This is a genomic window from Pedobacter miscanthi (genome assembly GCF_003315595.1).
Classification (GTDB): Bacteria; Bacteroidota; Bacteroidia; order Sphingobacteriales; family Sphingobacteriaceae; genus Pedobacter; species Pedobacter miscanthi.
This window is the reverse complement of the sequence record NZ_QNQU01000013.1, coordinates 85,117-109,434: the sequence shown is the minus strand read 5'-3', so window position 1 is coordinate 109,434 and position 24,318 is coordinate 85,117. Positions and strand designations below refer to the sequence as shown.

The window sequence follows — 24,318 nt, the reverse complement described above, 5'->3', positions numbered from 1 at the left end:
ATTACCATGAAAATTTTAGTTATTGAAGATGAGCCGGCTTTATTAGAAAGTATTTTAGCCTATTTTACCGGAGAGGGAAATATCTGCGAGCATGCTGCTGATTTTGCTTCTGCCAACGAAAAAATATCGCTTTATAATTACGATTGCATTCTTCTTGATCTTGGCCTGCCAGGTGGTGAAGGGCTGGAGTTGTTAACCAAACTCAAACAATTAAAAAAAAGGGATGGTGTACTCATTATCTCTGCCAGGCATTCATTAGATGATAAACTTGCCGGTCTTGATCTTGGTGCCGACGATTATCTGGTAAAACCTTTCCACTTATCTGAGCTTAAAGCCCGTGTAACTGCCATTATCCGAAGGAAGAACTTTGACGGTAATAATGTGATTGTTTTTAATGAAATAACAGTCGATGTTTCGGCAATGAAAGTTACGGTTAAGGGAAATCTGATTTCGCTTACGAAAAAAGAATTCGATCTGTTGGTATATTTCCTTTCCAACCGGAACAAGGTAGTAACCAAAAATGCCATGGCCGAACACCTTTGGGGTGATGAAATGGATCTTTCGGATGATTTCGACTTTATTTATACCCACGTTAAAAACCTTCGTAAAAAATTACTTGAGGCTGGCGCGGCTGATTACCTCCGTTCTGTTTATGGCATAGGTTATAAATTTGGAGATATATGAAACTCTCAAACCGTTATAACCGGGTAAATATCTTAACTTCTATTGTGGTGCTCATCATCACGGGGATCATTTATTATGTGGTAATCCATTTTATTTTAACCGAAAAATTAGACCGCGATTTAGCTGTAGAAGAGAATGAAATTAACCAGTACATCAACACGTTTCATAAACTACCCTTGCCCGCAAGCTACCTCGACCAGCAAATTGCCTATAAAAATATTAAAGGAATAACCCCCGAACGCGAATTTTTATATACCACTTACTATAATCCCAAAGAACAGGAAAACGAACCTGGCAGGAGTTTAATTACTGTTGTGCACGTAAACGGTAAGGCAATTGAGGTTACTATCACTAAATCGAGGGTAGAGTCGGAGGATCTGGTGAGGATTATTTTGCTGATTACTATAGGCATTACTTTGTTGCTACTATTATCGTTATTATTGATCAACAGGTTTGTACTGAACAGGCTTTGGCGCCCTTTTTATTCTATTTTGAACAGGATGAAAGCTTTTGAGGTAACCCGGATGGACAACATCGAAAACGAACCCACCAAAATAGACGAGTTTAACGAACTTAATAAATCGGTAAATGCCATGGCCGAAAAGGTGCGCCAGGATTATAAAGAGCTGAAAAGTTTTACCGATAATGCTTCGCACGAGATGATGACACCTTTAGCTGTAATCAATTCTAAACTGGATTCTTTACTGCAAACTGAATCATTTACGGCTCAACAGGGCGCCTTACTGGAGGATATTTACCATGCAACGGGCAGATTATCCAGGTTGCACCAATCGTTGTTACTGCTGGCCAAAATAGAAAATAACCTGATCCCGGATTTGCAGACCATTGAACTGAAAGAAATGCTTGAAGCGAAAGGCCGGCAATTTCAGGAACTATTGGAAAAAGACGGTTTGGTGCTTCAGGAAAACCTTACTCCAGTAGAAATTAAAATGAGCCGTTACCTGGCCGATATCCTGCTGAATAATTTGTTTAGCAATGCCTTAAGGCATAATGTAACCGGCGGACATATTCATATAACATTGAACAAAGAAGCATTAACCATTTCTAATTCTGGTAAAACCGTTAACCTGCAGACTAAAATTTTTGACCGTTTTTCAAAATCGGTTGAATCAGAAGGTATGGGCCTTGGTTTGGCCATCACGAAACAGATCTGCAACCTTTATGGTTTCCGGATTGATTATCAGGAACTAGATGGTAATCATGTTTTTACTGTTTATTTTGGGGCTTGATTGTTATCCTGAGCGTAGTAGAAGGATCTTTTTTGTCCCGCAGATTTAAGGAGATACCCGCAGATCTAATCATTCGTCATTGCCGAACCGAAGGGAAGGGCATTGCGAAGGAGTGAAGCAATCTTTAAAAATAAACCTCTGCGTACAGCGTCATCAGCGGGAAACCTAACGCTTTATTTTCTCCCGCAGATTTAAGAAGATTTGCGCTGATTCCATAATTCGTCATTGCGAACCGAAGGCAGGCCACCGAGAAAGAGTGAAGCAATCTTTAAAAATAAACCTTTGCGTAAATCAGCGTCATCAGCGGGAAACCTAACGTTTTATGTTCTCCCGCAGATTTAAGAAGATACCCGCAGATTTAATCATTCGTCATTGCGAACCGAAGGGAATGGCCACAGCGAAGGAGTGAAAGCAATCTTTACAAATAAACCTCTGCGTAAATCAGCATTATCAGCGGGAAGCCCACGTCTTATGTTCCCCCGCAGATTCCATGATCCGTCATTTCGAGCGAAGTGCAACGTAGTCGAGAAATCTGTCTAGAGATAGATCTCTCCACTTCGCGATGCTTCTGTCGAGATGACGTCTTTATTTGTTTATTCTGTCAAAGTGAGTCCTTTCTGCGTAATCAGCGTCATCAGTGGGAAACCTAATGCTTTATGTTCCCCCCGCAGATTTAAGACGATTTGTGGAGATTTTTCCCTTATAATTCAGCTAACTACAGAATTTCTCCATAATTGACTTATAGTTTTGATTTAAGATTTAAAAACTATGAAAACAATTTTTGGAATTTTATTCATGTCTGTTGGTATGGCTACCGTTGCACATGCACAAAAACTTAATGCCGCTAAAGTACCAGCTCCGGTTATTGCCGCATTTACAAAACTTCATGCCGGAACCAAAGTTTTGTGGGAAATGGAGAAACAGGATTATGAAGCTGGTTTTAAACTCAATGGTAAAGAAACTTCAGAAGTTTACTCGGCAAAAGGAGTGCTTTTAGAAACTGAAACTGCCATTAAACCTAGCGAATTACCAACTGCGGTTCTTACCAAACTAAAAGGGACTAAAATTGCCGAAGCAGCCAAAATTACCAAAGCAAATGGAAGCATTTATTACGAGGCAGAGGTAAAAGGTAAAGATTTATTATTTGCTGTTAACGGAAACCCGGTAAAATCCTGATCATGCGTAATTTTTTCCATTGCACCTTACTTTTGGTTGCCTTCACTTTTTCCTGCACCGCTCAGGAAGCAGATTCAGTAAAAAATGTTTCAACTGATACTTTGAGGCGATGGTATTCGGGCAATCTGATGCCTAAACAAAAATTTAAGCCAGTTGCATTTATTGTACCGGTGGTACTGGCCGGTTATGGTTTTGCTGCCGTTTACGATCATGGTGCTTTAAAACAGCTAGATGTAAGTACAAAAGCAGAATTACAGGAAGATCATCCACTATTTGCAGCCCATGTTGATGATTACATCCAATTTGCCCCCGCTGCTGCTGTATATGCACTCAATTTATCAGGTATAAAGGGCAAGCACAACCTGTTCGATGCATCTATGTTATATGCAACATCGGCTGCAATTATGGGCGTTTCCACACATTTTGTAAAACAGGGTGTTGGCAGGGAGCGGCCGAACGGGAATGGCGAGAATTCTTTTCCATCAGGGCACACGGCTTCGGCTTTTATGGCTGCTGAATTTTTGCACCAGGAGTATAAAGATGTTAACCCGTGGATTGGTTATGCCGGTTATTTTGTGGCCACTGCTACCGGAACCCTCAGGATGTACAACAATAAACACTGGTTTAGCGATGTGGTGGCAGGTGCCGGCTTCGGGATTGCCTCTACCAAAATATCTTATCTGGTATATCCTTACATCAAAAGTCTTTTCACTACTAAAAAAGAAGGCAACTTCACCTTGATGCCTTTCCATCAACCTGGAAATACCGGTTTGATGTTTTCGGGCAGATTTTAACCCTGAAATAACGGCTATGTAACGCTTCGCTTACAATAGCTGTTTCTTCAGCATTTCTACAGAATCCAAAGATAGTTTTGGTTATATCTCCCTTTATAACATGGATTTAAGAGAAAAAAAAGCAGGTTTTGAAGTTGGCAAAATACCATTTTACCTGTTTGCTGGTATATTGCTGATCAGATTGGTTGCTATAGGGCTAATGGGACCCATGCCTCAGGATGCCTACTACTTTTTTTATGCACAGCATCCTGATTTATCCTATTTTGACCATCCCCCTGCTATTGCTTATCTGCTTAAATTGTTCACATGGATTTTGGGAAAAAATGTATTTGCCATTAAACTGGCCGATTCGATTTTAACTGCATTAACCTGTATGGCCGTTTACAGGCTTGCACTAAAATTCTTTTCTAAAAATCAATCCCAAAAGATTATTATACTTTTTTTGAGTACACTTATGGTGAGCATCCTTTCCCTGGTTTCAACACCCGATACACCATTGCTTTTTTTCTGGACACTTTCGCTGCTTGCATTTTACAAAGCCCTGTTTGAAGAGAAAAAAAATTGGTGGCTGCTGGCCGGAGCATTAATGGGACTGGGGTTCGACAGTAAATATACAGCCATTTTTCTGCCTTTAGGACTTTTCATATTCTTGCTGTTAAATCAACCGAAAAGAAAGCTTTTATTAACAGTATGGCCCTGGTTAAGCTTTATAATAATGGTTTTGGTCGCCTCGCCAATTATTATCTGGAATGTAAGAAACCATTTTGCATCGTTTGCATTTCAGGGATCGCAAAGGATGCATGCTGTTGCTGAGCTGCAGCTTAAACCGAAGTTTATTCTGGGGCTTTTAGGGCATCAGCTTCTGCTTCTCATCCCTGTACTTTTTATTTCTGTTTTATATGCGTGTTATAAAACCATTAAAATTTATGGAACTTCTCTGCGTAAAATACCTGAAACCAACCTATTTCTGCTATACTTTTTTCTGCCGATTTTCGTTGCTTTTTTATTGTTGTCGCCTATTTATTGGATCAAAATTAATTGGATGATGCCTGCATATATCACGGGAATTATGCTCGCTGCAAGTTATATCAATAAAAAATGGTTCAACATACAAATCGTTATTTCATTTATTATCCACTTTGGGCTCCTCATCCAGCTGTTGTTTTATCCGGTTCCAGTCAAATCAGACGATACCTGGCTGGGGTGGGAAAAATTATATTATAAAGTTACGCAGTTAAAAAATGAGCAGCATGTCGATTTTGTATTTTCGGCGGATAACTATAAAACCTCAGCCGAACTCAATCTATATAGCAATTATTTTATTTACGGGCAGAATGTAATAGGGCAAAATGCGCTACAGTTTGATTATATCGGTACTAAATTGATCACGCTCAACGGCAAGGACGCGATTTATGTAGATTCGGATCCAGATTTTAAAAATGACCAGCCAAACACTGTTCCGCCGGTTGCCATTATTCCTTATTTCGATTCGGTAACGCAGTTAAAACCTCTTATCATCAACGAAAAAGGGAAAGCCGTGAGGAAATTTTTTATCTATTTGTGCAGAGGCTATAAATTCCGTCCTGAGAAAGCAGCTACAGATTTTCTTCATAATTGATCCGTAGTTTGGCTAATAAAACGAATATATATTATATATAATGCCTTACCATTAAGAACGTGAACAGAATGAAGATTTTCTTAATTCCTTAATGATGAAGAAGACAGCTGCATAATATTACCATTAAGAAATTAAGGACATAAAAAAAGTGGAGACATAGAAATACTTTTCTTAACTCGTAATGGTGAAGAACAACAGAAAAATACCTGCAGCGCAATAAAAAATAAAATGAACCTAAAGTTAAAATACCTGATTTTTTACCTGTTTACCTTTTCATCTATTGGAGCAATGGCACAGGCACCGGTGAAAAATCTCGATTATTATTTAAAAGAAGCCGAATTAAATAGTCCGGTGCTTAAGGATTTCAATAACCAGCAACGTTCAGCAGGTATTGATAGTTTAATAGCACGGGCAACTGCAAAGCCACAGGTTACGGCCAGTTCTGCGGGGATGTATGCACCAGTTATCCGCGGTTATGGTTTTGACGAAGTGCTTACCAACGGACAGGCTTTAGAAGCGCTACTCAATATAAATTACGATCTGCTGAATAAAAAAAGGATTAATAACCAACTGGAAAGTATTAAAATCCAGAGCGATTCGATTAGGTATGCTAGACAATTATCACGTTTCGATTTGCAAAGAGCCATTGTTGATCAGTATATTCTTGCCTTTTCCAGTCAGGAGCAGGTAGATTTTAATTATGGAGTGGTTAAATTACTCCAGGAAGAAGAAACTTTGCTTAAAAAATTAACCCGGAGCAATATTTATAAACAATCGGAATATTTAACCTTCTTAGTTACCCTGCAGCAACAACAATTGATGGTTAAACAAGCCGAGCTACAGTTTAAAAATGATTATGCTACTTTAAATTACCTGGCAGGCATTGCCGATACCACTACGGTTAAACTCGCCGATCCAAAATTGCAGGCGGGTCTAAGCTCAACAGTCCAGAGTTTTTTTACAAGGCGTTTCGAGATCGACAGTTTAAAAAACATCAACCAAAAAAATGCCATCGATTATAATTACAAACCTAAACTGGGGGTATACGCAAACGGAGGCTACAATTCTTCCTTTATTTTACAACCCTATAAAAACTTTGGCACAAGCGTGGGTTTTACTTTTTCTGTACCCATTTACGATGGCCATCAGAAAAAGATGCAGTATAGTAAACTAATTCTTGCATCTCAAACTGTATCTGGTTACCGAGATTTTTTTACCCGGCAACAGCAGCAGCAGTTAAACCTGATCCGCCAGCAAATTAATCAAACTGATCAGCTGTTCTCTAAAATTAATGAGCAGATCATGTTTAGTAAAGGTTTGATTGAAGTAGATAGTAAACTGATGCATACCGGCGATTTAAGGGTGGCCGATTTTGTAATTGCCATCAATAACTACATGGCAGCGCAAAACCTGCTGCGCCAAACCAATATTAACCGTTTAAAACTCATTAATCAATTTAATTACTGGAACCGATAGCCATGAATAACCATCTGAAATTAATGTATGCAGCTATAGCCGCGATGTTTGCTTTTTCGGGGTGTAACCCTTCAGCACCGGCTGATACGGTAGATGAACCTTCGCCCGTTACGCCCGTTCAGGTTACAATGGTAAGCGATAGTTCACTGGCAGAAACTGTAGAGCTTTCGGCGGTTTCGGCCTATCTGGAAAAGAGTTTTGTAAAGGCCAATATTAATGGTTATGTAGAAAGTGCACAGGCGGTTATGGGTAAAAAGGTAACGAGCCACCAACTCCTGTTCAGTTTAATTACCAAAGAAGCAAAATCGATCGGTAACAGTGTAAACAAGCTCGATGCAGGCTTTAAATTTTCGGGGATTTCAAATATCAGGGCCGATCAGGCCGGTACCATTGTACAGGTAAACCACCAGAAAGGAGATTATGTGCAGGATGGAGAAGCGCTGGCCACCATTAGCAACCGGAACAGCCTGGTTTTTCTGCTTGATTTGCCTTACGAATATAACCAGCTCATCAACCAGAACCGTACATTGGATATTCTGCTAACCGATGGAACAACGCTAGCCGGCACTGTTACTGGTACCATGCCATCAGTTGATTCTGCCGCACAAACCCAGCGTTACATCCTTAAAGTTGCCGGAGGCAAAGATATACCCGAAGGGTTGATTGCCAAAGTAAGGTTAACCAAAATAAAACATAACCAGGCGCAGGTATTGCCAAAATCGGCCGTGCTGGCGAACGAAACCGAAGATCAGTTTTGGGTAATGAAACTCATCAACGATTCTACAGCGGTAAGGGTAAATGTAAAAAAAGGCATCGAAAACCATAACAGCATCGAAGTATTAGAACCAAAATTTGCAAAAACCGACCGGATTGTAACCAGTGGTAATTATGGCATAGCTGATACGGCCAAAGTTAAAATCCAGAAATAGCCATGAACAAGTTTTTCATTTCCCATAAAAACCCTATCCTGGCTGTTTTGCTCATTATTATTGTGGGTGGGGTATATGCTTTTACACAGCTCAAAACGGGGCTTTTCCCTGAAATTACTTTTCCGAAGATCAAGATTATTGCCGATGCGGAACTACAGCCGGTTGATAAAATGGTGGTTACGGTAACGCGCCCCTTAGAAAATGCAGTAAAACAAGTGCCCGATCTTCAATTGGTGCGCAGTACAACCAGCAGGGGCAGTTGCGAACTTTCTGCCTTTATGAATCCCGGTGCCGATATCGATCTCAGTCAGCAGCGCATCGAATCGCAGATTGCCAAAATAAGTACTTCTTTACCAGCAGGAGTAAATATTTCGGTAGAGAAGATGAATCCGTCTATCCTTCCCGTAAGTGGTTACAGTTTAGAAAGCCACAATTATTCTTCCGCAGAGCTGAAAAAAATTGCCACCTATACCGTGAAACCCTTTCTTTCGCAGGTTGATGGCGTTTCCGAAATCCGCGTTATTGGTGGTAAAAGTAAAGAATACTGGCTGGAACTCGATGTGCAAAAAATGCAGACCCTGGGTATTTCGCCCGATCAGATCAGCAATGCCCTCAGCCAAACTAATTTTATCAAATCAAACGGTTACCTGGCCGATCATAATTACCTGTACCTATCCGTTACCGATGCCACCGTAAAAAACAAAAGCGATTTAGAAAACCTGATATTGAGCCGAAGAGGCAACCGGATGATCAGGGTAATGGATATTGCAAAGGTAAATATCCAGCAAAGTGTGGAGTATACCCGCATTAATGCCAACGGCAAAGACGGGATCCTGATTGCGGTAATTAAACAGCCCAACGCCAACCTGATCGATCTTTCTAACGAAATGTACACCAAGGTACAACAGTTAAAACGCATTTTGCCTGCAGGTGTAAGTATAAAACCTTATTATATACAGGCCGATTTTGTAAACGAATCGGTAAAAAGTGTGCGCGATAGTTTATTAATTGGTTTGGTACTGGCCATTATAGTGGCCATTATATTTCTCCGCTCGCTAAAAGCAAGCGCCACCATTTTAATTACCATCCCGGTTACGCTTTGCTTAACAGTAATTGTACTTTATTTTATCGGTTATTCGCTTAATATCATGACACTGGGTGCCATTGCCGCGGCGATAGGTTTAATTATCGATGATGCCATTGTGGTGGTAGAGCAAATCCACCGAACGCATGAAGAACATCCCGAAGAAATTACCATGCACCTGTTAAGCAAGGCAGTAAGTTATCTGTTCCCGGCCATGCTGGGTTCATCCATTAGTACCATCGTTATATTTATACCATTTGTATTGATGACGGGCGTTGCAGGTTCTTATTTCCGGGTAATGACGAATACCATGATCATTACCCTGGTATGTTCGTTTTTTGTTACCTGGATCGGGTTACCCGTAATTTACCTGTTGCTTACCCGCAAAAGTGGCAGTCATGCCGAATCGGGTAAAAAAACAGTGGTACACGAAGTAAAATCGCAAAACTGGGTACGCTATTTTATCCAGCGTCCATATATTTCCATAATATTCCTTTTGGTATTGGTTGCATCTATTATCGTCATTTTTCCACGTTTAGAAACCGGTTTCCTGCCCGAAATGGACGAAGGCAGTATCGTGCTCGATTATGCTTCGCCTCCGGGTACCTCTTTAGAAGAAACAGACAGGATGCTGAAAGAGGTAGAAAAAGAAATTGTTAAAATACCCGATGTACAGGCTTACTCGCGCAGAACGGGTACACAAATGGGCTTTTTTATTACCGAACCCAATACCGGCGATTACCTGATACAACTTAAAGCCAACCGCAGTAAAAGTACCAACGAGGTAATTTCTGATATCCGTACGCATATCGAACATACACAGCCGGCCTTAAAGGTAGATTTTGGTCAGGTAATTGGCGATATGCTGGGTGATTTAATGAGCTCTACCCAGCCAATAGAAGTGAAGATTTTTGGTAACGACCAGGAGAAACTACAGTTTTTATCCAAAAAGGTTGCCGGTATTGTTGCGCATGTTGGGGGCACGGCCGATGTATTTGATGGTATAGTACTTTCGGGGCCAACGGTAAATGTAAGGCCTAATTTTGCACTGCTGGCGCAGTATGGTGTTAGCCCTGCATCGTTTCAATCGCAGCTACAAACCGCTATGCAGGGTACTTTAATTGGTGATTTATACGATAAACAACAGCTTTCGCCCATCCGCATGGTGTACCCGGGCAGCCGGACTTTTGCCGTGGCTGATATTAACAGAATGAAAATTTTTCTTTCTGATGGTACTGCTGTACCTATACAGCAAATGGCCCAGGTTGAGCTAAAAGCGGGCAATGCCGAGGTAGAGCGAGAGAACCTGCAAAGCATTGGTGTAGTTACCGCCAGGCTGGATAACCGCGATTTGGGCAGTGTAATAAAAGATTTGCAAAAAGCGGTAAATGCCAATGTAAACCTGCCATCGGGTTATCATATCGAATATGGTGGTGCCTATAAAGAACAGCAGCAATCGTTTTCTGAGCTGTTAACCATTCTTATTGCATCGAGTTTGCTGGTGTTCAGTGTAATTTTGTTCCTGTTTAAAGATTTTAAAATTGCTTTTCTTATTTTATTCATCTCCGTTTTAGGGATTGCAGGCAGTTACCTGGCCCTGTTTTTAACGCATACGCCATTAAATGTAGGCAGTTATACCGGCCTGATTATGATTGTAGGCATTATTGGCGAAAATGCCATTTTTACCTTTTTGCAGTTTAAAGAATCGCTGCAAAAGCAGGCAGTTGATGATGCGATTACTTTTGCCATATCTACCCGTTTAAGGCCCAAATTAATGACGGCCCTGGGGGCCATCATCGCCCTGATGCCATTGGCACTGGGTATTGGTGCAGGGGCACAGCTGCACCAGCCACTGGCCATTGCCGTAATTGGTGGTTTTATCATTGCGCTGCCTTTATTGCTGGTGGCTTTGCCCAGCCTGATCAGGAAAATTTATCAGGCGGAATAGGCGAAGAGGGGATTGGGAAGTAGTTAGGATTAGTATAAAACCTGTTGTTTCGGCTTTCGAGGCAACAAGTTTTTAGTTTACAAAATCAATCTATGTTTCAGCTAATCAACTACTCCGGATCTGCAGGGGTAGGCGGTGCTTCTTCCTGTAGTTTGGCTATAATCTCCTTCATTTTGGGCAGCCCGAAATAATGATGCTGTTCTATTATTTTTATTACCTCGGGATGCGAAACGGAGAGGTTGTATAATGAGGAACCGGGGATAGTCCATACATCAGATGATTCGGGAGATTTGTATTTTTCCCTTGCTGGGTTTTCTATATTGGCAATGTTGGCTACTATTTCGGCTTTTTCGACTGCAGTGAATTTTTTGGAGGGATCTTCATCGAAAATTTCATACTCGTCGCCATCGTATAGAGTATTCATAAAGCTTCCTAAAGCGTAGATAAAACGGTTGTCAGTCGAACTCGTATTTTCCTCGACGTACTTTAATAGTCCTTTTCTTATTTCTAACTTATTCTGACAATCTTTAACAAAAAATAGATTTGATATAGCTTCTCCATAAATTGTATTACTGAGGGTTTTTTCTTTATAAAGAGAATCTAAAACCATTTTATTTATTTTCATTTCTTTATCATAACCGAAAATAATTAGCAATTTCTGTAGAAAGATTTTATCATTAAAAAGAAGCCAAGTCAAACTGGCCTTACTATCATTGAATAAATATTTATTTCGATGGACCAAGGTTAATAGGTTTTTTTCGCGGTCTATGGGAAGATCTGTTAAATCTTTCCATCGATCGATTTCTATTTTTTCTTTTTCAACTTCATCATAAGCAAATCTCGGTTTATCTTCGATAGTTTTTAGTTCTGGATATTTTTTTTGATAATCTAAGATTTCTGGAATGAAATACATATCCGCTAGGAAACTTTCATTTTTTAATATTAAGCTTCCATCTAAATTTATGTGATCGTTTGGATGATAAATTAATTGTTTACTGCAGTGATTAAAATAATTCACATATAAGTATTTATCGGGATTGCTAATATCAATTGATCTCTTAAAATATAGTTTGATTTTATCAGCAAAAAGTGTTTTACTTATGAATTTGAAACCATTATCTCTAAGTTTACTTTTTAATATTCGAATTGTTGCTTCAAAATCTGCAATACTATATTTAACTTCATTGTAATCTGATACAGGCCCTTCACTCAATTGTCGGATCAGAATTTTTGTTAACATGCTATCTTTTTTTAATTCATTTTCACTTTTCAGATTAGTGTTTTTACAAGAAAAAAGAGTAATAATGATTATCATTCCTAGTAATGTTTTTAAATTCATTTTTATGTAATTATTGTGATTTTTCTCCCTTTTGATTATTGTTAAGTGCTATCCCTATTACTTTAATATTTGTATCACTTAGTTTTTCATAATTGTCATTTAAGTTATCAAGGCTATTTAGATTATATCCTTTAGGTTTATAAAAGCCTCTAAACCGTTTGAAGACTTTAGTGCCATCCTTTTTCTTGTAGCTGTAAAACACTTTTCCACTACAATCATAATTCGAAACCTTCAATTTATCTCCTTGATTTCCTCCTAACACACAGTATTGACCATTTGTAAGCTTTCCATAAACGAATGCAACATGACCATGTGTAAAGCCTTCTTCGCTTAATAAGGTGTTTCCATTAGCATCACAATCTGTAAACACAGCAATTGCTCCGTAGAAAATTTCACATTTTTCAACTTTGTTACTATTTATAAAGCTTTGTGAGGAAGCTGATGCTTTTATTTTATAATTGGATTTTAGTATACACCAATTCACAAAAGAAGCACACCATGAAACCCTGTAATCTCCGACTGTATTACCCCCTTCTTTGTGGTATTGTTTGATTCTATTATCAATTATATTTTCCTTTTTGCCCCCATAATCTTTTGCTTCTTTAATTGCAATTTCCATCCATGGAGCTCTCTTTTTATAGCTTTGAATATCAATTGATTTCCAGTCGCATTCGATTACTTTGAAAGCCCGAGAAGAATAAAGATCAAAAGCTCTCTGTTTTTTTTTATAACTATCACTAACTTTATTTCCAACTCTTTCAGAGACTTCTTTGTTCTTGTTAAATCCATTACTCAACGCTATCAATCCCCTCCACTTAAAAAAAGCCATTGATGTTAAAACTGCGATCTTAATATCCTTTGCAACAATGTCAGAGTCTTTTAAAATATCTACTTTTTCATATTTTAAGGTATAGGTATTAGCCTTCGCATAGTTTTCGCGTCCGGTAAGTTGTATCAGGCCTTTACCTCTAAATTTCCAGCCATCGCCCTCCTGGGTATTACCCACGCGGTTTGCTACACTTCTATTCTTGTCCGCATAAGCCAGGTTAGCTATCATTTGCTCGTTGGCCGCATGATCTTTTGTCCGGCCGTATTTATAGGCATCTTCTTTATGTTTGGCGAAATATGAAAACGGTGGGCTATCTCGCCTTCCTGTCTTTTTATTCAGGTTGCCATTGATCAGGGTATCTGCGCTGTAATTCATATTCTCCCCGGTTTTTAGATGAAGTTTAGTGCTCGATTCTACCCTGATCTGAGCAAAAAAATGTGCCTTAACCCAGCAGGTATTCATTCCAAACTCGGCCATGTATTTGTTGTAGGTTTCGGCTACTAATTGGAGTGTAGTATTGTCGGCATCTTTAAAAATCTCCTTCAATTGTGATGTGGTGATTGCTTCATTACACCTTGGGCATTTACCCACGCTGTGTCCTTCCTGACGCCCTATTCCCACCAGAGCTTTACCTCCATTTGCGGGGATATCCTTTTTAAAGGCAACCAGAGTATTACTGATACCAAAAAACTCCATTTCTTCAATTACAGCATAGAAATGGTATAGTTTTTCGCCGTAAGTTTTTTCCCAGCTTTTGGATAGGGTGAAATCAAATTCAACTATACCGTGGGCATTTAAAGCATGGTTTTTATGGTGTACAACGGTATCTTTTCTTAGCCGATCTAAACCTAAGCGACTTTCTTTACGGTATATTTTAACCGCTATTTCTTTTGCACTCAGGTTTCTGGTCCGGATGCGGCATTTCATTTTACTACCATATAAAGCCTGTATTACCTGCCTGTTGTCGGTTAAAAATTCAATACTTACAATTTCTTCTTTGGTAACCAGTTTTAGTTTTTGCAGCGGCTGAGGGATATTCCCATTTAAAATTTCATATTTCTCATCGGCTGAATATATCTTGAAATAAAATTCTGTCCCTTCCTTTAATAGTTTCTTATATTTTTCTGCATTTGGGATAAAATCATACCCAGCAGTATTTAAAATCTGGTTTCGAGGTATTTTGAAACATTTAATAATATGTATGGATTTGGCATTACCACCACTATCAATATAACCATATTCCAGATTGACCGTTATGCCTTCGGCTGCTTTAAATTTTAGATAGGCATGATTTGGTTCGTCCCATCCGGTTTTTGTTTTTTTGCCACCTTCGGGATATTCCCATTGAGCCAAGACAATTTCGGGTTGGGCAACCATTATTTTAACGGCTACTTTGGAGCTTGGTTGTTCTAAATAGGCCTGAATGGTATATTCGCCGGGATCTAAGAATTTGTGGGTAATGGTTTCACCGGTTTTGGATTTAAATGCATCTACCAGCTTACCTTTAGCATCTTTACATATCCATTTTACTGCTGCGCTTTCTTCCAGTAGGGCAGGTAATATTTTGAACAGACCTTTTACACTAAAGTTTACTTCATCGTTTATCCTTGTGCTTTCACTGGAAGCTATAACGGATTTGATCCCGTTTTTTATAGCCTGCATCTTTTCTGATTGTTTTGGAATGCCATTAAAACATGCCGATACGATGTAGGAACATTCGTCATTGCAAATTACCTGCGTCGCGTTTCCTTTGGAGTTTAATAAAACAGGAGTGCCCTTACCGCTGATTTTTGTGACCTCCCAGGTAATGGTTCGGATGTCGCCCGGAATGGCAACCGTTGGAAAAAGGCTTTTTAGTCTGAACTCAACAGGCGTTTGTATCCTTACTTTGCTTTTCCCGTTAATTGTGGTAACAGTTTCAATTTCATTTTCTTTAATAGTATAAGCCCTGGTTACTTTTTTATCACCATTGGTCTTGCCATAAGCTTCGATCAGGTAGGTGCCGGCCTTTTTAAAAGTAACGGTAAGGGTTTCGCCGGCATCACTTCGCAACTGCATTGGCCTGCCATTTACATCATAAACCACCCAGTTAACCCCTTGCTTTTCGGCATCACTTGGTTCGCCGGTAAAATTTGCTTTGAAAGTAACTGGACTATTTAGTGGTTGTTCCTCTCCATACATTAAAGGAGATATCGATTTTACGGTTGCACCATCTTCATCCTCATTTTTTGCTTCTTCTTCGGTATGTATTAATTCTTCCGTAAGTAACGGGCCATCGGCTGCCCAGTTACCTGAATTAGCATTTTCAAGTACTTGCGAAGTAATTTCAGCTTGCTGGCCATGTTGTACAATTTTTATATTTCCTCCTTTTGCAGTACATACTGCGGTACTTTTATCAGTAAGTACATAGGCATTGTTAGAAAGTACTATCTTTTCATAATAATCTTTCCATTGCAATTTGGCAGTACAAGGAACCGGTTTACCGGGATCAGGAACCTTACATTGACCAAAATTTAGGTTAAGCAATTTGTTTTCTAACGTTGTGGCAATAAGCTTGGTTTCATTTGCATCGTTGATTACATATTTATTGTGGCTGAGTACATGGAGCGGTTTGGGGGAAGGATCTACTGCCTTGTCGCAAGTACACTTTGCTCCCTGACATACTAAAAGTTCGGTGATTTCACCATTTTGTTCAGGCTGATCAGTTTTTTTTGGGGTTAGATTTGCCGATGGTTCTTTCGAATCAGTAAGCGCTTCTTCTCTACGGCTTGTTTTATCTTCTGTTATTTCAGGATCTGTGCTCCAATTCATATTTTTATATTTAATTGGTGGTTAAAACGATCTTTAACTCTTTTTTGTAATCATTTATACTTAATAAGTAGTTACTTTCAAGCGAGTTGCACCAACCTGTAACATTATCGATCTGATAAAAACCTTTCATCTCCATTTCTGCGTTAACATAATCGATCTGGTTTTTGAGCCAATTGTTTACCCCCGGTTGAGCCTCTGTTTTATCCCATTTACCGGAGAAATTAATTAACTGTCCGGATGATGAAGTTTTCAATGTCCACTCTTCATTAAATAAAATAGGTGAAGCACATAAACCATAAATTGTCCTTTTACCACAAAAAGAATTTTCGATAAAGAAGGCATTGTATACACCCCTGAAGTATTCGTTCAGGAAAATATCCTGCAGTATGTAAGTTGTTAATCCTTCGCCAGGCAATAGTTTTTTATCAATTTTTGTTAGTGCTTTTTCAATCCAATCGCCCCTATAACTGGCAGATAGATTTGTTCTAAGTAGCAGCCAATTTTGCCACAGTTCCTGCTGTTTTTCGATATTTATGGGCCTGCCGTTAAAATCCAATTTTAAAGTAAGGTGATTTAATAAGGTAGAAACCTGCCGGGCAAAAGCGTCAGCATCGTTATTGGGCAAATGGTTAGTTTCAACCCGCCTGCGGAAAACTTCTATATGCTTATGGCCAGACCAAAATGAAACCTGCGCCGGTAAAATAGTTACTTCAAAAAGCATCAAGCTATATTTATCCTTCTGTGCTGTTTTTTCTGACACTTCTATTTTTAAAAGCATATTTAAAGGTTTTTGTAAGGGTTTGTACTCAATTTTGCCCATTGCGCTGATACTTATTGACCTACATGAGTTAAGAGGATTTATATTTTTCATACCTGGATTTATCCTTTCCCTGTAGCAACACTTCTTTGCCCGCATTAAAACCGATATTTCCTTTTGTAGCAAACCATTTTGCACTTTCTGCACGTTCGGTTATGATTTTGCCGATGTATGTAATTGTTCCCATTTTTAAAATAATTTAACCTTACTACCACTTTTATTGATGATTTCTTTAGCGCTATGCAATTCGATATTATTTTTCGTGCTGTTTAAACTGATTTCTTCTGCAGTTTTTTCGATATGGGTGGCTGTTTTATTAATTTGATTATTGGCTACCAGTGTAATATTTTCGGCCATTAATGAATGGTTTTCGCCGGCATTACTGGCAATATTTGCCCCTGCATTATTATAAATATGTTCGCCTGCCGATATAGAAATGTGCTGATCGGCATTGATATGTATATTTTTGGCGTTAATGGTAATGTTTTCAGGTGAAGAGATTTCGATACTCGATTCCTGGGTGTCAAACCTGATGATGTTGTTGCTTTTATCGGTAATAGTAATGGTTTCTGCTCCTGATGTGTCGTTAAATTCGATGGTATGGCCACTTCTCGTTGCAATTGTTTTCAAATGGTTGTCTGTATCTCCACCCGAACCGTTTAAGCCATGAAAAATGCTGCCCAGTACAATCGGCTTTGCAATATTTCCTTCTTCAAAACTTACCGCAACCTGGTCGCCAATTTCGGGTACGAAAACAAAACCCCTGTTGGTTTTTACCTGTGTGCTGCTACCCGCGTCTGGCGTAATTATCCTTAACCATTCGCTTGCATCATTATGTGCACTTGTCCATTTAAACCTCACTTTAATACGGCCTTGCCCTAAAGGATCCTGATTGTCTACCACATCTGCTAACTGTATCTCCGGATTTGTTTTTTGATAGTTTTTTACCTTAATACATTCGGTGCCCGCTGTTAATCCTTCGAAAGTATTATGATATTTTCCCGCTAGATCAATATGATGATTGATACCTGTGATCAGGAATTTGCCCAGGCTTTCTGTTATAAAATTGATTTCCTGCTTAATGCTCATGCTTATTTCGGCAATACTCCCTATGCTTACTTCAGCATTATCGCCTTTGGCGCTGATTTTTAAAAGTTCGGATGCATTGGCCTTTTCTTCATTCTCTACATTGTTTTTAATGTCGTTGCTATTTTCTGTACGGATAGACGAAGGTTGATTAAATGTTTTGCTATAGGTACGATTAGAGGCATTTATTGCATGTACAAGATCAGGTACGTCATCTGCCTTTTTATCTCCTTCACTTTGCAGCATTTCGTCAGCTTCTGGATGATATGAAAAAAGTTTATGCTGCAGTGGAGAAATTTGAATGGCATATTGAAGATCCTGCACATCTCGTCCATAAAATAGTTCTACTTGTTTTAGTGTATCGGGTTTGCCAAAGTTGAGCTGTTTACCATCGTAGAAAAACCATTCGTGATATTCTGCAGATAAGCGGTTTAGGAAATTAAAATCACTTTCGAGGTATTGGATAAGATAGTCAATTGGTGTGTTTCGGTTAGGCTTACAAACAATCTTCAGATCGTTCTCAGGAATGTCTTTTGTCGTGAGCCCTACAATTTCAGTTAAATTTTTACCAAGGTAAGATCCCAGATCTGCGCCGCGATCGATTAAAATGGTAGGACTGTAGCCACTCACTACTAAAACACCATGATAACCATGACTTTGTGCAAGCGCAACGTTGGTAACTATTCCGGCGAATTCCTGTAGTTTATCAAACTGATAACCAAAAGAAACAGTAAGTGTTTTACCTATAAAATCACGACTATTGTCGAGGTTGATTAAGCCTGGTAATCCTAATTCATTTTGCTTAAACCGGAGTTCGAAATAATGATGTCCATTAAATCGCTGTTCCAGACCGAATGAATCAAAGTGGGTAATGGCTTTGTTTTCGATATTGATTTCGGTAATAAGTTTGTTTTCCATGAGCGTCTGTTTAGAAATACCGATAAAGTAGTTGTAATAAGTGTTTGGCAAAACTGTAGCCAATTTTTTTGTGTATGCTTGTAGATTGCTGATTTACAGTTGCTTTGCTGTTGGATAGTGCATTCTGAACATTGTGAAACCGTTTTTTCAGAAATTAAAAACTTATAAATCGTTTTTAATACCAGGTTCAGTTCTTTAATCTCAAATTGTAGAACGTAGAAAACCTTCCCCACTTTAAGCTCCCTGTAGAAATATTTCTACACTGTTTTATTCAGTTTAGTTATCGGTTTATGGTAAGCCTGTTTATATCAAGGTAATTGCCCTGCCCAAAAGGCTATGCGGTAAAAATTAGACAATCGTTTGCGCTGATATTTATGTTGTTTTGCTCATTTGCTTGTTCTACTTTTAAAAAATACAAAGCAATAAAACCGAACAAAACCTTAACAAATGCGCAACCTTTTGCTTAAAAATATATTGGTAATAGCCTTATTAACGGGCTTAAATGTAAATGGCCGTGCCCAGCAGCAAAACACCTTTGCCATTGGTGCCAATGCATTTGAGCTTAACGGCAAACCTTATATTATACGCTGCGGCGAAATGCATTTTGCCCGCATACCCAAAGCCGAGTGGAAACAGCGTTTGCAAATGGCCAAAGCCATGGGTTTAAATACCGTTTGTGCCTACCTGTTTTGGAACATGCACGAAAAACAGCCTGGCAACTTTACCTGGACAGGCCAGAGCGATGCTGCCGAATTTTGCAGGCTGGCAAAAGAGGTGGGTTTGTATGTAATATTAAGGCCGGGGCCATACTCGTGCGCCGAGTGGGAGTTTGGCGGTTTCCCCTGGTGGCTGTTAAAAGATAAAAGCATCCGTTTGCGCACACAACATCCGTACTTTTTAGAGCGATCGAAAAAATACCTTTTGGCAGTGGGCAAACAGCTTGCACCTTTACAAATTAGCAATGGTGGTAACATTATTATGGTGCAGGTAGAAAATGAATACGGCAGCTATGGCAATGATAAAGCCTATATGAATATAATTAAGGCGGATTTACAAGAAGCTGGTTTTACGGTTCCTCTGTTTCATTGCGATGGCCCTTCGCAGCTAAAGAATGACCACCCCGATGATTTATTTGCCGTGGTAAACTTTGGCAGCGGACCCGAAGCCAATTTTAAAGTTTTAAGGGCCATACAACCAACAGGGCCTTTAATGTGTGGCGAATATTACCCGGGCTGGTTTGATAGCTGGGGCAGGCCCCACCACAAAGGCGATACGCAGCGTATTGTTGATGAGCTCAAATATATGCTCGATCAGAAAGCATCTTTCAGTATTTATATGGCACATGGCGGCACCAGTTTTGGCACCTACAGCGGCGCCAATGCACCGCCTTATTTACCACAAACCAGCAGTTACGATTACGATGCCCCTATTGATGAAGCTGGTAACGCTACCGAAAAATTTTATGCCATCCGCAAGCTTTTTGCTGGTTACCTGCAAGAGGGCGAAGTACTGCCCGATGTACCTGCGGCAAATAAAATCCAGCAGTTGCAACCCGTTACCTTTTCGTCAGTCGCGGTGCTTGGCAAAAACCTCCCTAAACCCGTTTTGGCAGATACTGCCATGCTGATGGAAGATTTAAATCAGGATTTTGGTGCCGTATTATACGAAACCGTTTTAACCGCTGGCAAAAAAGCCACACTGGTTTTTAATGATATACACGATTATGCCCTGGTATACATCAACGGGAAAAAGATTGGCGAGCTCGACCGGAGAAAAAATAAATTCAGCATCGAAATTCCGGCCCGTGCCGCAAAAGGCACTTTAAAGGTATTGGTAGAGGCTACCGGCAGGGTAAACTATGGCTACCAGATGCACGATAGGAAAGGCATACACGGCGCAGTTTACCTGGCAGAAAACGGCAAACAAACTGTTTTAAAAGGGTGGAAGAATTACCCCATCAGGATGGGAGAGGTTAATATACCCCACCGTTACGAAAAACTAAACAAACAACCTGCTGCGGCAGCTTTTTATAAAGGCAGTTTTAGTGCTACCAAACAGGAAGATACTTACCTCGATATGGGTAAATGGAACAAGGGATTAGTTTGGTTAAATGGAATGTGTTTGGGCAGATACTGGAATATCGGCCCTACACAAACCATGCTGGTACCCGGCAGCTGGCTTAAAAAAGGAAAAAACGAAGTGGTGGTTTTCGATTTATTCGGGATGGAAAAACCTGCATTAAGCTTTTTGGATCATCCGATTTTGGACGTGGTAAACGAAAAACAACCCCAAATGCACCGTAAGGCAAACCAGAAATGGCTGGCCGATGCTCAACAGGCTTATACCCAAGGCAGCTTTGCAAATGATAACAAATGGCAGGTTGTTGATTTTAAACCTGTAAACGCCAGATATTTCTGTTTAGAAGCACTTTCTGAACAAAAAGGGCAGCCCTTTACCAGTGTTGCCGAAATTATACTGCTTGATGATAAAGGCAACGAAATACCACGCAGTGATTGGAAAGTTGTTTTTGCCGATAGTGAAGAACTGGGGGGCGATGATGGCAATGCCGCCAATGTGTTCGACCTGCAGTTAACCAGTATATGGCATACCCAATGGGAAAGTAAATCGCCTAAACCACCGCACCAGATAGTGATTGATATGGGTAAAAACTATACCGTTAAAACATTAAAACTGTTGCCAAGGCAGGATAATGCCAACGGAAGAATTAAAGATTACAGGCTGTATTTTAACCAGAAACCTTTTAAAAACCTTTAAAAATAATAGTCCTGTAATACGCTGTATATGAATTTGTTTTGGTGCATAAAAAGGGCGAAATAATAGCTAGTAAAACGTTTGTTCAGAGAAAAATAACGGATCAATTAACAACTAAACATTAAATATTAAACAACACAAATGGAACGTAGAGATTTTATTAAAAATGGCGCATTTACGGCAGCAGGTTTAACCATCCTGCCTACCGGAAGTTTATTTGCATCATCTGATAATGCAAAGGTAAGATTAGGGTACATAGGCGTGGGTGCGCGTGGCATGAGCCATATTTCAGAAGGTGCCTTAAGGGATGATGTAGAAATTGTGGCCATCTGCGATACACAGGAAAGTTCGCTTAAAGTATGCCGCTCTTTTCTCGCTAAAAAAGGCAAACCTGCTCCAACCGAATATACCGGAGGGGTAGATGCCTATAAAAAACTAATCGAGCGTAAAGATATAGATGCAGTAATTATTGCTACACCATGGCAGTTTCACCGCGATCAGGCGGTTGATGCCATGAAAGCCGGTAAATACGTAGGCTGCGAAGTAATTGCAGGTTTAACGGTGCAGGACCACTGGGATATTGTTAATACATCAGAAAAAACGGGCATGCCATACATGACCCTGGAGAACGTTTGTTACCGCAGGGATGTAATGGCTGCATTAAATATGGTTAGACAAGGCCTTTTTGGCGAATTAATACACCTCGAAGGTGGGTATCAGCATAATTTGCGCAACGTACTTTTTAACAACGGTAAAGATTATTATGGCGGTGGGGTAGAGTACGGACCAAAAGCTTTAAGTGAGGCGCAATGGCGTACACAGTTCAATATCGATCAGGATGGCGATCTGTATCCAACCCACGGTGTTGGTCCGTTAATGCAATATGCTGATATTAACCGGGGTAACCGCTTTACCAGTTTGGTATCTTTTAGCTCAAAAGCCAAAGGTTTGGCTGCTTATGTAGAAGAAATGTCGCCGGGGCATCCCAATGCTAAAATCAATTATAAAAATGGTGATGTAACCACCACAATGATTAACTGCGCGAACGGCGAAACCGTTATGTTAAGTCACGATACACACTTGCCACGCCCTTATTCTATCGGTTTCAGGGTACAGGGAACAAAAGGACTTTGGATGGACGTAAACAAATCGGTTTATATCGATCATAAATCGAAAAAAGACGATGTTTGGGATCCTGCTAAAGAGTGGTTCGATAAATACGATCACCCGCTTTGGAAAAAATATGAAACAGAAGCTGTAGGTGCCGGTCATGGCGGTATGGATTGGTTCGTATTTAATGCATTTATCCAGTCGGTAAAACAGAAAAAGCAAACTCCAATTGATGTATACGATTCGGTTACCATGAGCGTGATTACGCCACTTTCTACCAAATCGTTAAAAGAAGGGAATATGCCACAAAAATTCCCTGATTTTACCAAAGGGAAATGGAAAGACCGTAAAAATACTTTCGCTTTAGACGATAGCGGCTTTTAGTCTCGGTTGCGGGTGGTGCTTTTTTTAGCATCCCCGCATATTTTAACACGCAACTTTATCCGGGGATATCAATGTTGGCAAACCTGGAACAATTTTCATTCAAATATATTAACATCTTATGTTTCAAGAAGTCTTAGGTGCTTATGGACTTAACGTAGAAAAATTTAAAATTGAACCTTTTGGCTCGGGTTTGATTAACCATACCTGGAAAGTTTACAACAACGAAGTAGCCTATATTTTGCAGGAGGTAAATACCGAGGTATTCCGCCAGCCCCAAAACATTGCCCAGAATATCGAAACCATTAAAAAATACCTGGACCAAACAGCGCCCAAATATTTGTTTGTTGCACCTATCCCTGCATCAAATGGCGATGATTTTGTGCTGCTCAACGAGCATTTTTACCGGGTTTTCCCTTTTGTCGAAAATTCTTGTTCTATTGATTTTGTGCACCACCCGGAGCAGGCTTATCACGCTGCAAAGCAGTTTGGTAAATTTACAAGGATGTTATGCGCTTTCAACGTAAAGAAATTAAAACCGACCATCGAGGATTTCCATAACCTCCCGTTGCGTATTGAGCAGTTTAAAGCCGCTTTAGAGCAGGCCAGTGATGAACGGATTGGCGAGGCGAAATTTGCCATATCCGAAATCATCAGGCATTACGATATAGAAGAACAATATGGCCACATGGTTGACAGTGGTGCTTTGAGCCTACGTGTGGTACATCATGATACCAAAATCAGCAATGTGCTGTTACAGGTAGAAAGCGGCGTTGGTTTATGTGTGATCGATCTGGATACGGTAATGCCGGGCTACTTTATCAGCGATGTTGGTGATATGATGCGTACCTACCTTTCTGAAGCAAACGAAGAAGAACGCGATTTCAATAAAATTGCGATCAGGGAAGATGTATTTGCCGCGATCCATAAAGGTTATATGGAAGAAATGGACCAGGTTTTAAGTTTCACCGAAAAACAGTTTTTCATTTATGCCGGTAAATTTATGATCTACATGCAGGCGGTAAGGTTTATTGCCGATTTTTTAAATGGTGATATTTATTATAAAACTACATATCCCGAACATAATTTGATCAGGGGGTTAAACCAAATCGATTTATTGAATAAATACATTGCGAAGCAACTTAAATTCGAAGAAATCATCAAAAAGATAAATGATGATAAAGTGGGCGATGCCAAAACAATATTAAACTGATAAGGTAAACAAAGGTGTTCGGTTTTTATGCTTCATCGTTTGGGCCGGGCATTCTTTTTACCTTTATTCATTAAAAACATAGC

The 24,318-nt window shown here is 39.7% G+C and carries 16 protein-coding genes; 11 read left to right on the top strand and 5 right to left on the bottom strand.

Features of this window, described 5'->3' with window-relative positions; translation table 11 throughout:
• Positions 1-6: 6 nt before the first annotated feature.
• The 8 genes from DRW42_RS15925 to DRW42_RS15890 all read left to right on the top strand — a co-directional run bounded on the left by DRW42_RS15925 (position 7) and on the right by DRW42_RS15890 (position 10,959).
• The gene (locus DRW42_RS15925; protein WP_113949826.1) at positions 7-684 is read left to right on the top strand and encodes a response regulator transcription factor; all 678 of its coding nucleotides are present in this window, start codon (positions 7-9) and stop codon (positions 682-684) included.
• Positions 681-1,934 carry a sensor histidine kinase gene (locus tag DRW42_RS15920; protein WP_113949825.1) on the top strand — a complete coding sequence of 418 codons (1,254 nt, stop codon included), beginning with the start codon at positions 681-683 and terminating at the stop codon, positions 1,932-1,934. Before DRW42_RS15925 ends, DRW42_RS15920 begins: the two co-directional genes overlap by 4 nt.
• Before the next feature lie 768 nt (positions 1,935-2,702).
• On the top strand, positions 2,703-3,110 hold the full coding sequence (locus tag DRW42_RS15915; RefSeq protein ID WP_113949824.1) for a hypothetical protein: 408 nt from the start codon (positions 2,703-2,705) through the stop codon (positions 3,108-3,110).
• A 2-nt stretch (positions 3,111-3,112) separates the two neighbouring features.
• A complete protein-coding gene (locus tag DRW42_RS15910) occupies positions 3,113-3,904 on the top strand; it encodes a phosphatase PAP2 family protein (RefSeq protein ID WP_113949823.1) in 792 nt (263 codons plus the stop codon).
• A 100-nt stretch (positions 3,905-4,004) separates the two neighbouring features.
• Positions 4,005-5,522, top strand: a complete 1,518-nt coding sequence (locus DRW42_RS15905) for an ArnT family glycosyltransferase (protein ID WP_113949822.1) — start codon at positions 4,005-4,007, stop codon at positions 5,520-5,522.
• A gap of 228 nt (positions 5,523-5,750) precedes the next feature.
• Complete coding sequence (locus DRW42_RS15900) at positions 5,751-6,998, top strand: TolC family protein (RefSeq protein ID WP_113949821.1); 1,248 nt, start codon at positions 5,751-5,753, stop codon at positions 6,996-6,998.
• A gap of 2 nt (positions 6,999-7,000) precedes the next feature.
• Entirely contained in the window at positions 7,001-7,927 is a 927-nt protein-coding gene (locus DRW42_RS15895) for an efflux RND transporter periplasmic adaptor subunit (RefSeq protein WP_113949820.1), read from the top strand.
• A gap of 2 nt (positions 7,928-7,929) precedes the next feature.
• On the top strand, positions 7,930-10,959 hold the full coding sequence (locus DRW42_RS15890) for an efflux RND transporter permease subunit (RefSeq protein ID WP_113949819.1): 3,030 nt from the start codon (positions 7,930-7,932) through the stop codon (positions 10,957-10,959).
• A 109-nt stretch (positions 10,960-11,068) separates the two neighbouring features.
• Here the strand turns inward: DRW42_RS15890 and DRW42_RS15885 are convergent, their stop codons facing one another.
• The 5 genes from DRW42_RS15885 to DRW42_RS15870 form a co-directional block, all read right to left on the bottom strand.
• Complete coding sequence (locus tag DRW42_RS15885; protein WP_147243763.1) at positions 11,069-12,298, bottom strand: hypothetical protein; 1,230 nt, start codon at positions 12,296-12,298, stop codon at positions 11,069-11,071.
• Between the two features lie 10 nt (positions 12,299-12,308).
• Positions 12,309-15,938 (bottom strand): PAAR-like protein, encoded by a 3,630-nt coding sequence (locus DRW42_RS15880; protein ID WP_113949817.1) that lies wholly within the window; start codon positions 15,936-15,938, stop codon positions 12,309-12,311.
• A 10-nt stretch (positions 15,939-15,948) separates the two neighbouring features.
• Positions 15,949-16,716, bottom strand: coding sequence for a hypothetical protein (locus tag DRW42_RS15875; RefSeq protein WP_147243762.1), 768 nt, complete (start codon positions 16,714-16,716; stop codon positions 15,949-15,951).
• A gap of 70 nt (positions 16,717-16,786) precedes the next feature.
• Positions 16,787-16,942, bottom strand: coding sequence for a hypothetical protein (locus DRW42_RS28815; protein ID WP_158544356.1), 156 nt, complete (start codon positions 16,940-16,942; stop codon positions 16,787-16,789).
• Positions 16,943-16,944: 2 nt separating this feature from the next.
• Positions 16,945-18,759: a type VI secretion system Vgr family protein gene (locus DRW42_RS15870; protein WP_113949815.1), complete on the bottom strand. Its 1,815-nt coding sequence runs from the start codon at positions 18,757-18,759 to the stop codon at positions 16,945-16,947.
• A 447-nt stretch (positions 18,760-19,206) separates the two neighbouring features.
• Between DRW42_RS15870 and DRW42_RS15865 the strand changes: the two genes are divergently transcribed.
• The 3 genes from DRW42_RS15865 to DRW42_RS15855 all read left to right on the top strand — a co-directional run bounded on the left by DRW42_RS15865 (position 19,207) and on the right by DRW42_RS15855 (position 24,235).
• The gene (locus DRW42_RS15865; protein ID WP_113949814.1) at positions 19,207-21,534 is read left to right on the top strand and encodes a beta-galactosidase; all 2,328 of its coding nucleotides are present in this window, start codon (positions 19,207-19,209) and stop codon (positions 21,532-21,534) included.
• A gap of 138 nt (positions 21,535-21,672) precedes the next feature.
• Complete coding sequence (locus DRW42_RS15860; RefSeq protein WP_113949813.1) at positions 21,673-23,025, top strand: Gfo/Idh/MocA family protein; 1,353 nt, start codon at positions 21,673-21,675, stop codon at positions 23,023-23,025.
• 118 nt (positions 23,026-23,143) lie between these two features.
• Complete coding sequence (locus tag DRW42_RS15855; protein ID WP_113949812.1) at positions 23,144-24,235, top strand: phosphotransferase enzyme family protein; 1,092 nt, start codon at positions 23,144-23,146, stop codon at positions 24,233-24,235.
• The last annotated feature ends 83 nt before the right edge of the window (positions 24,236-24,318 follow it).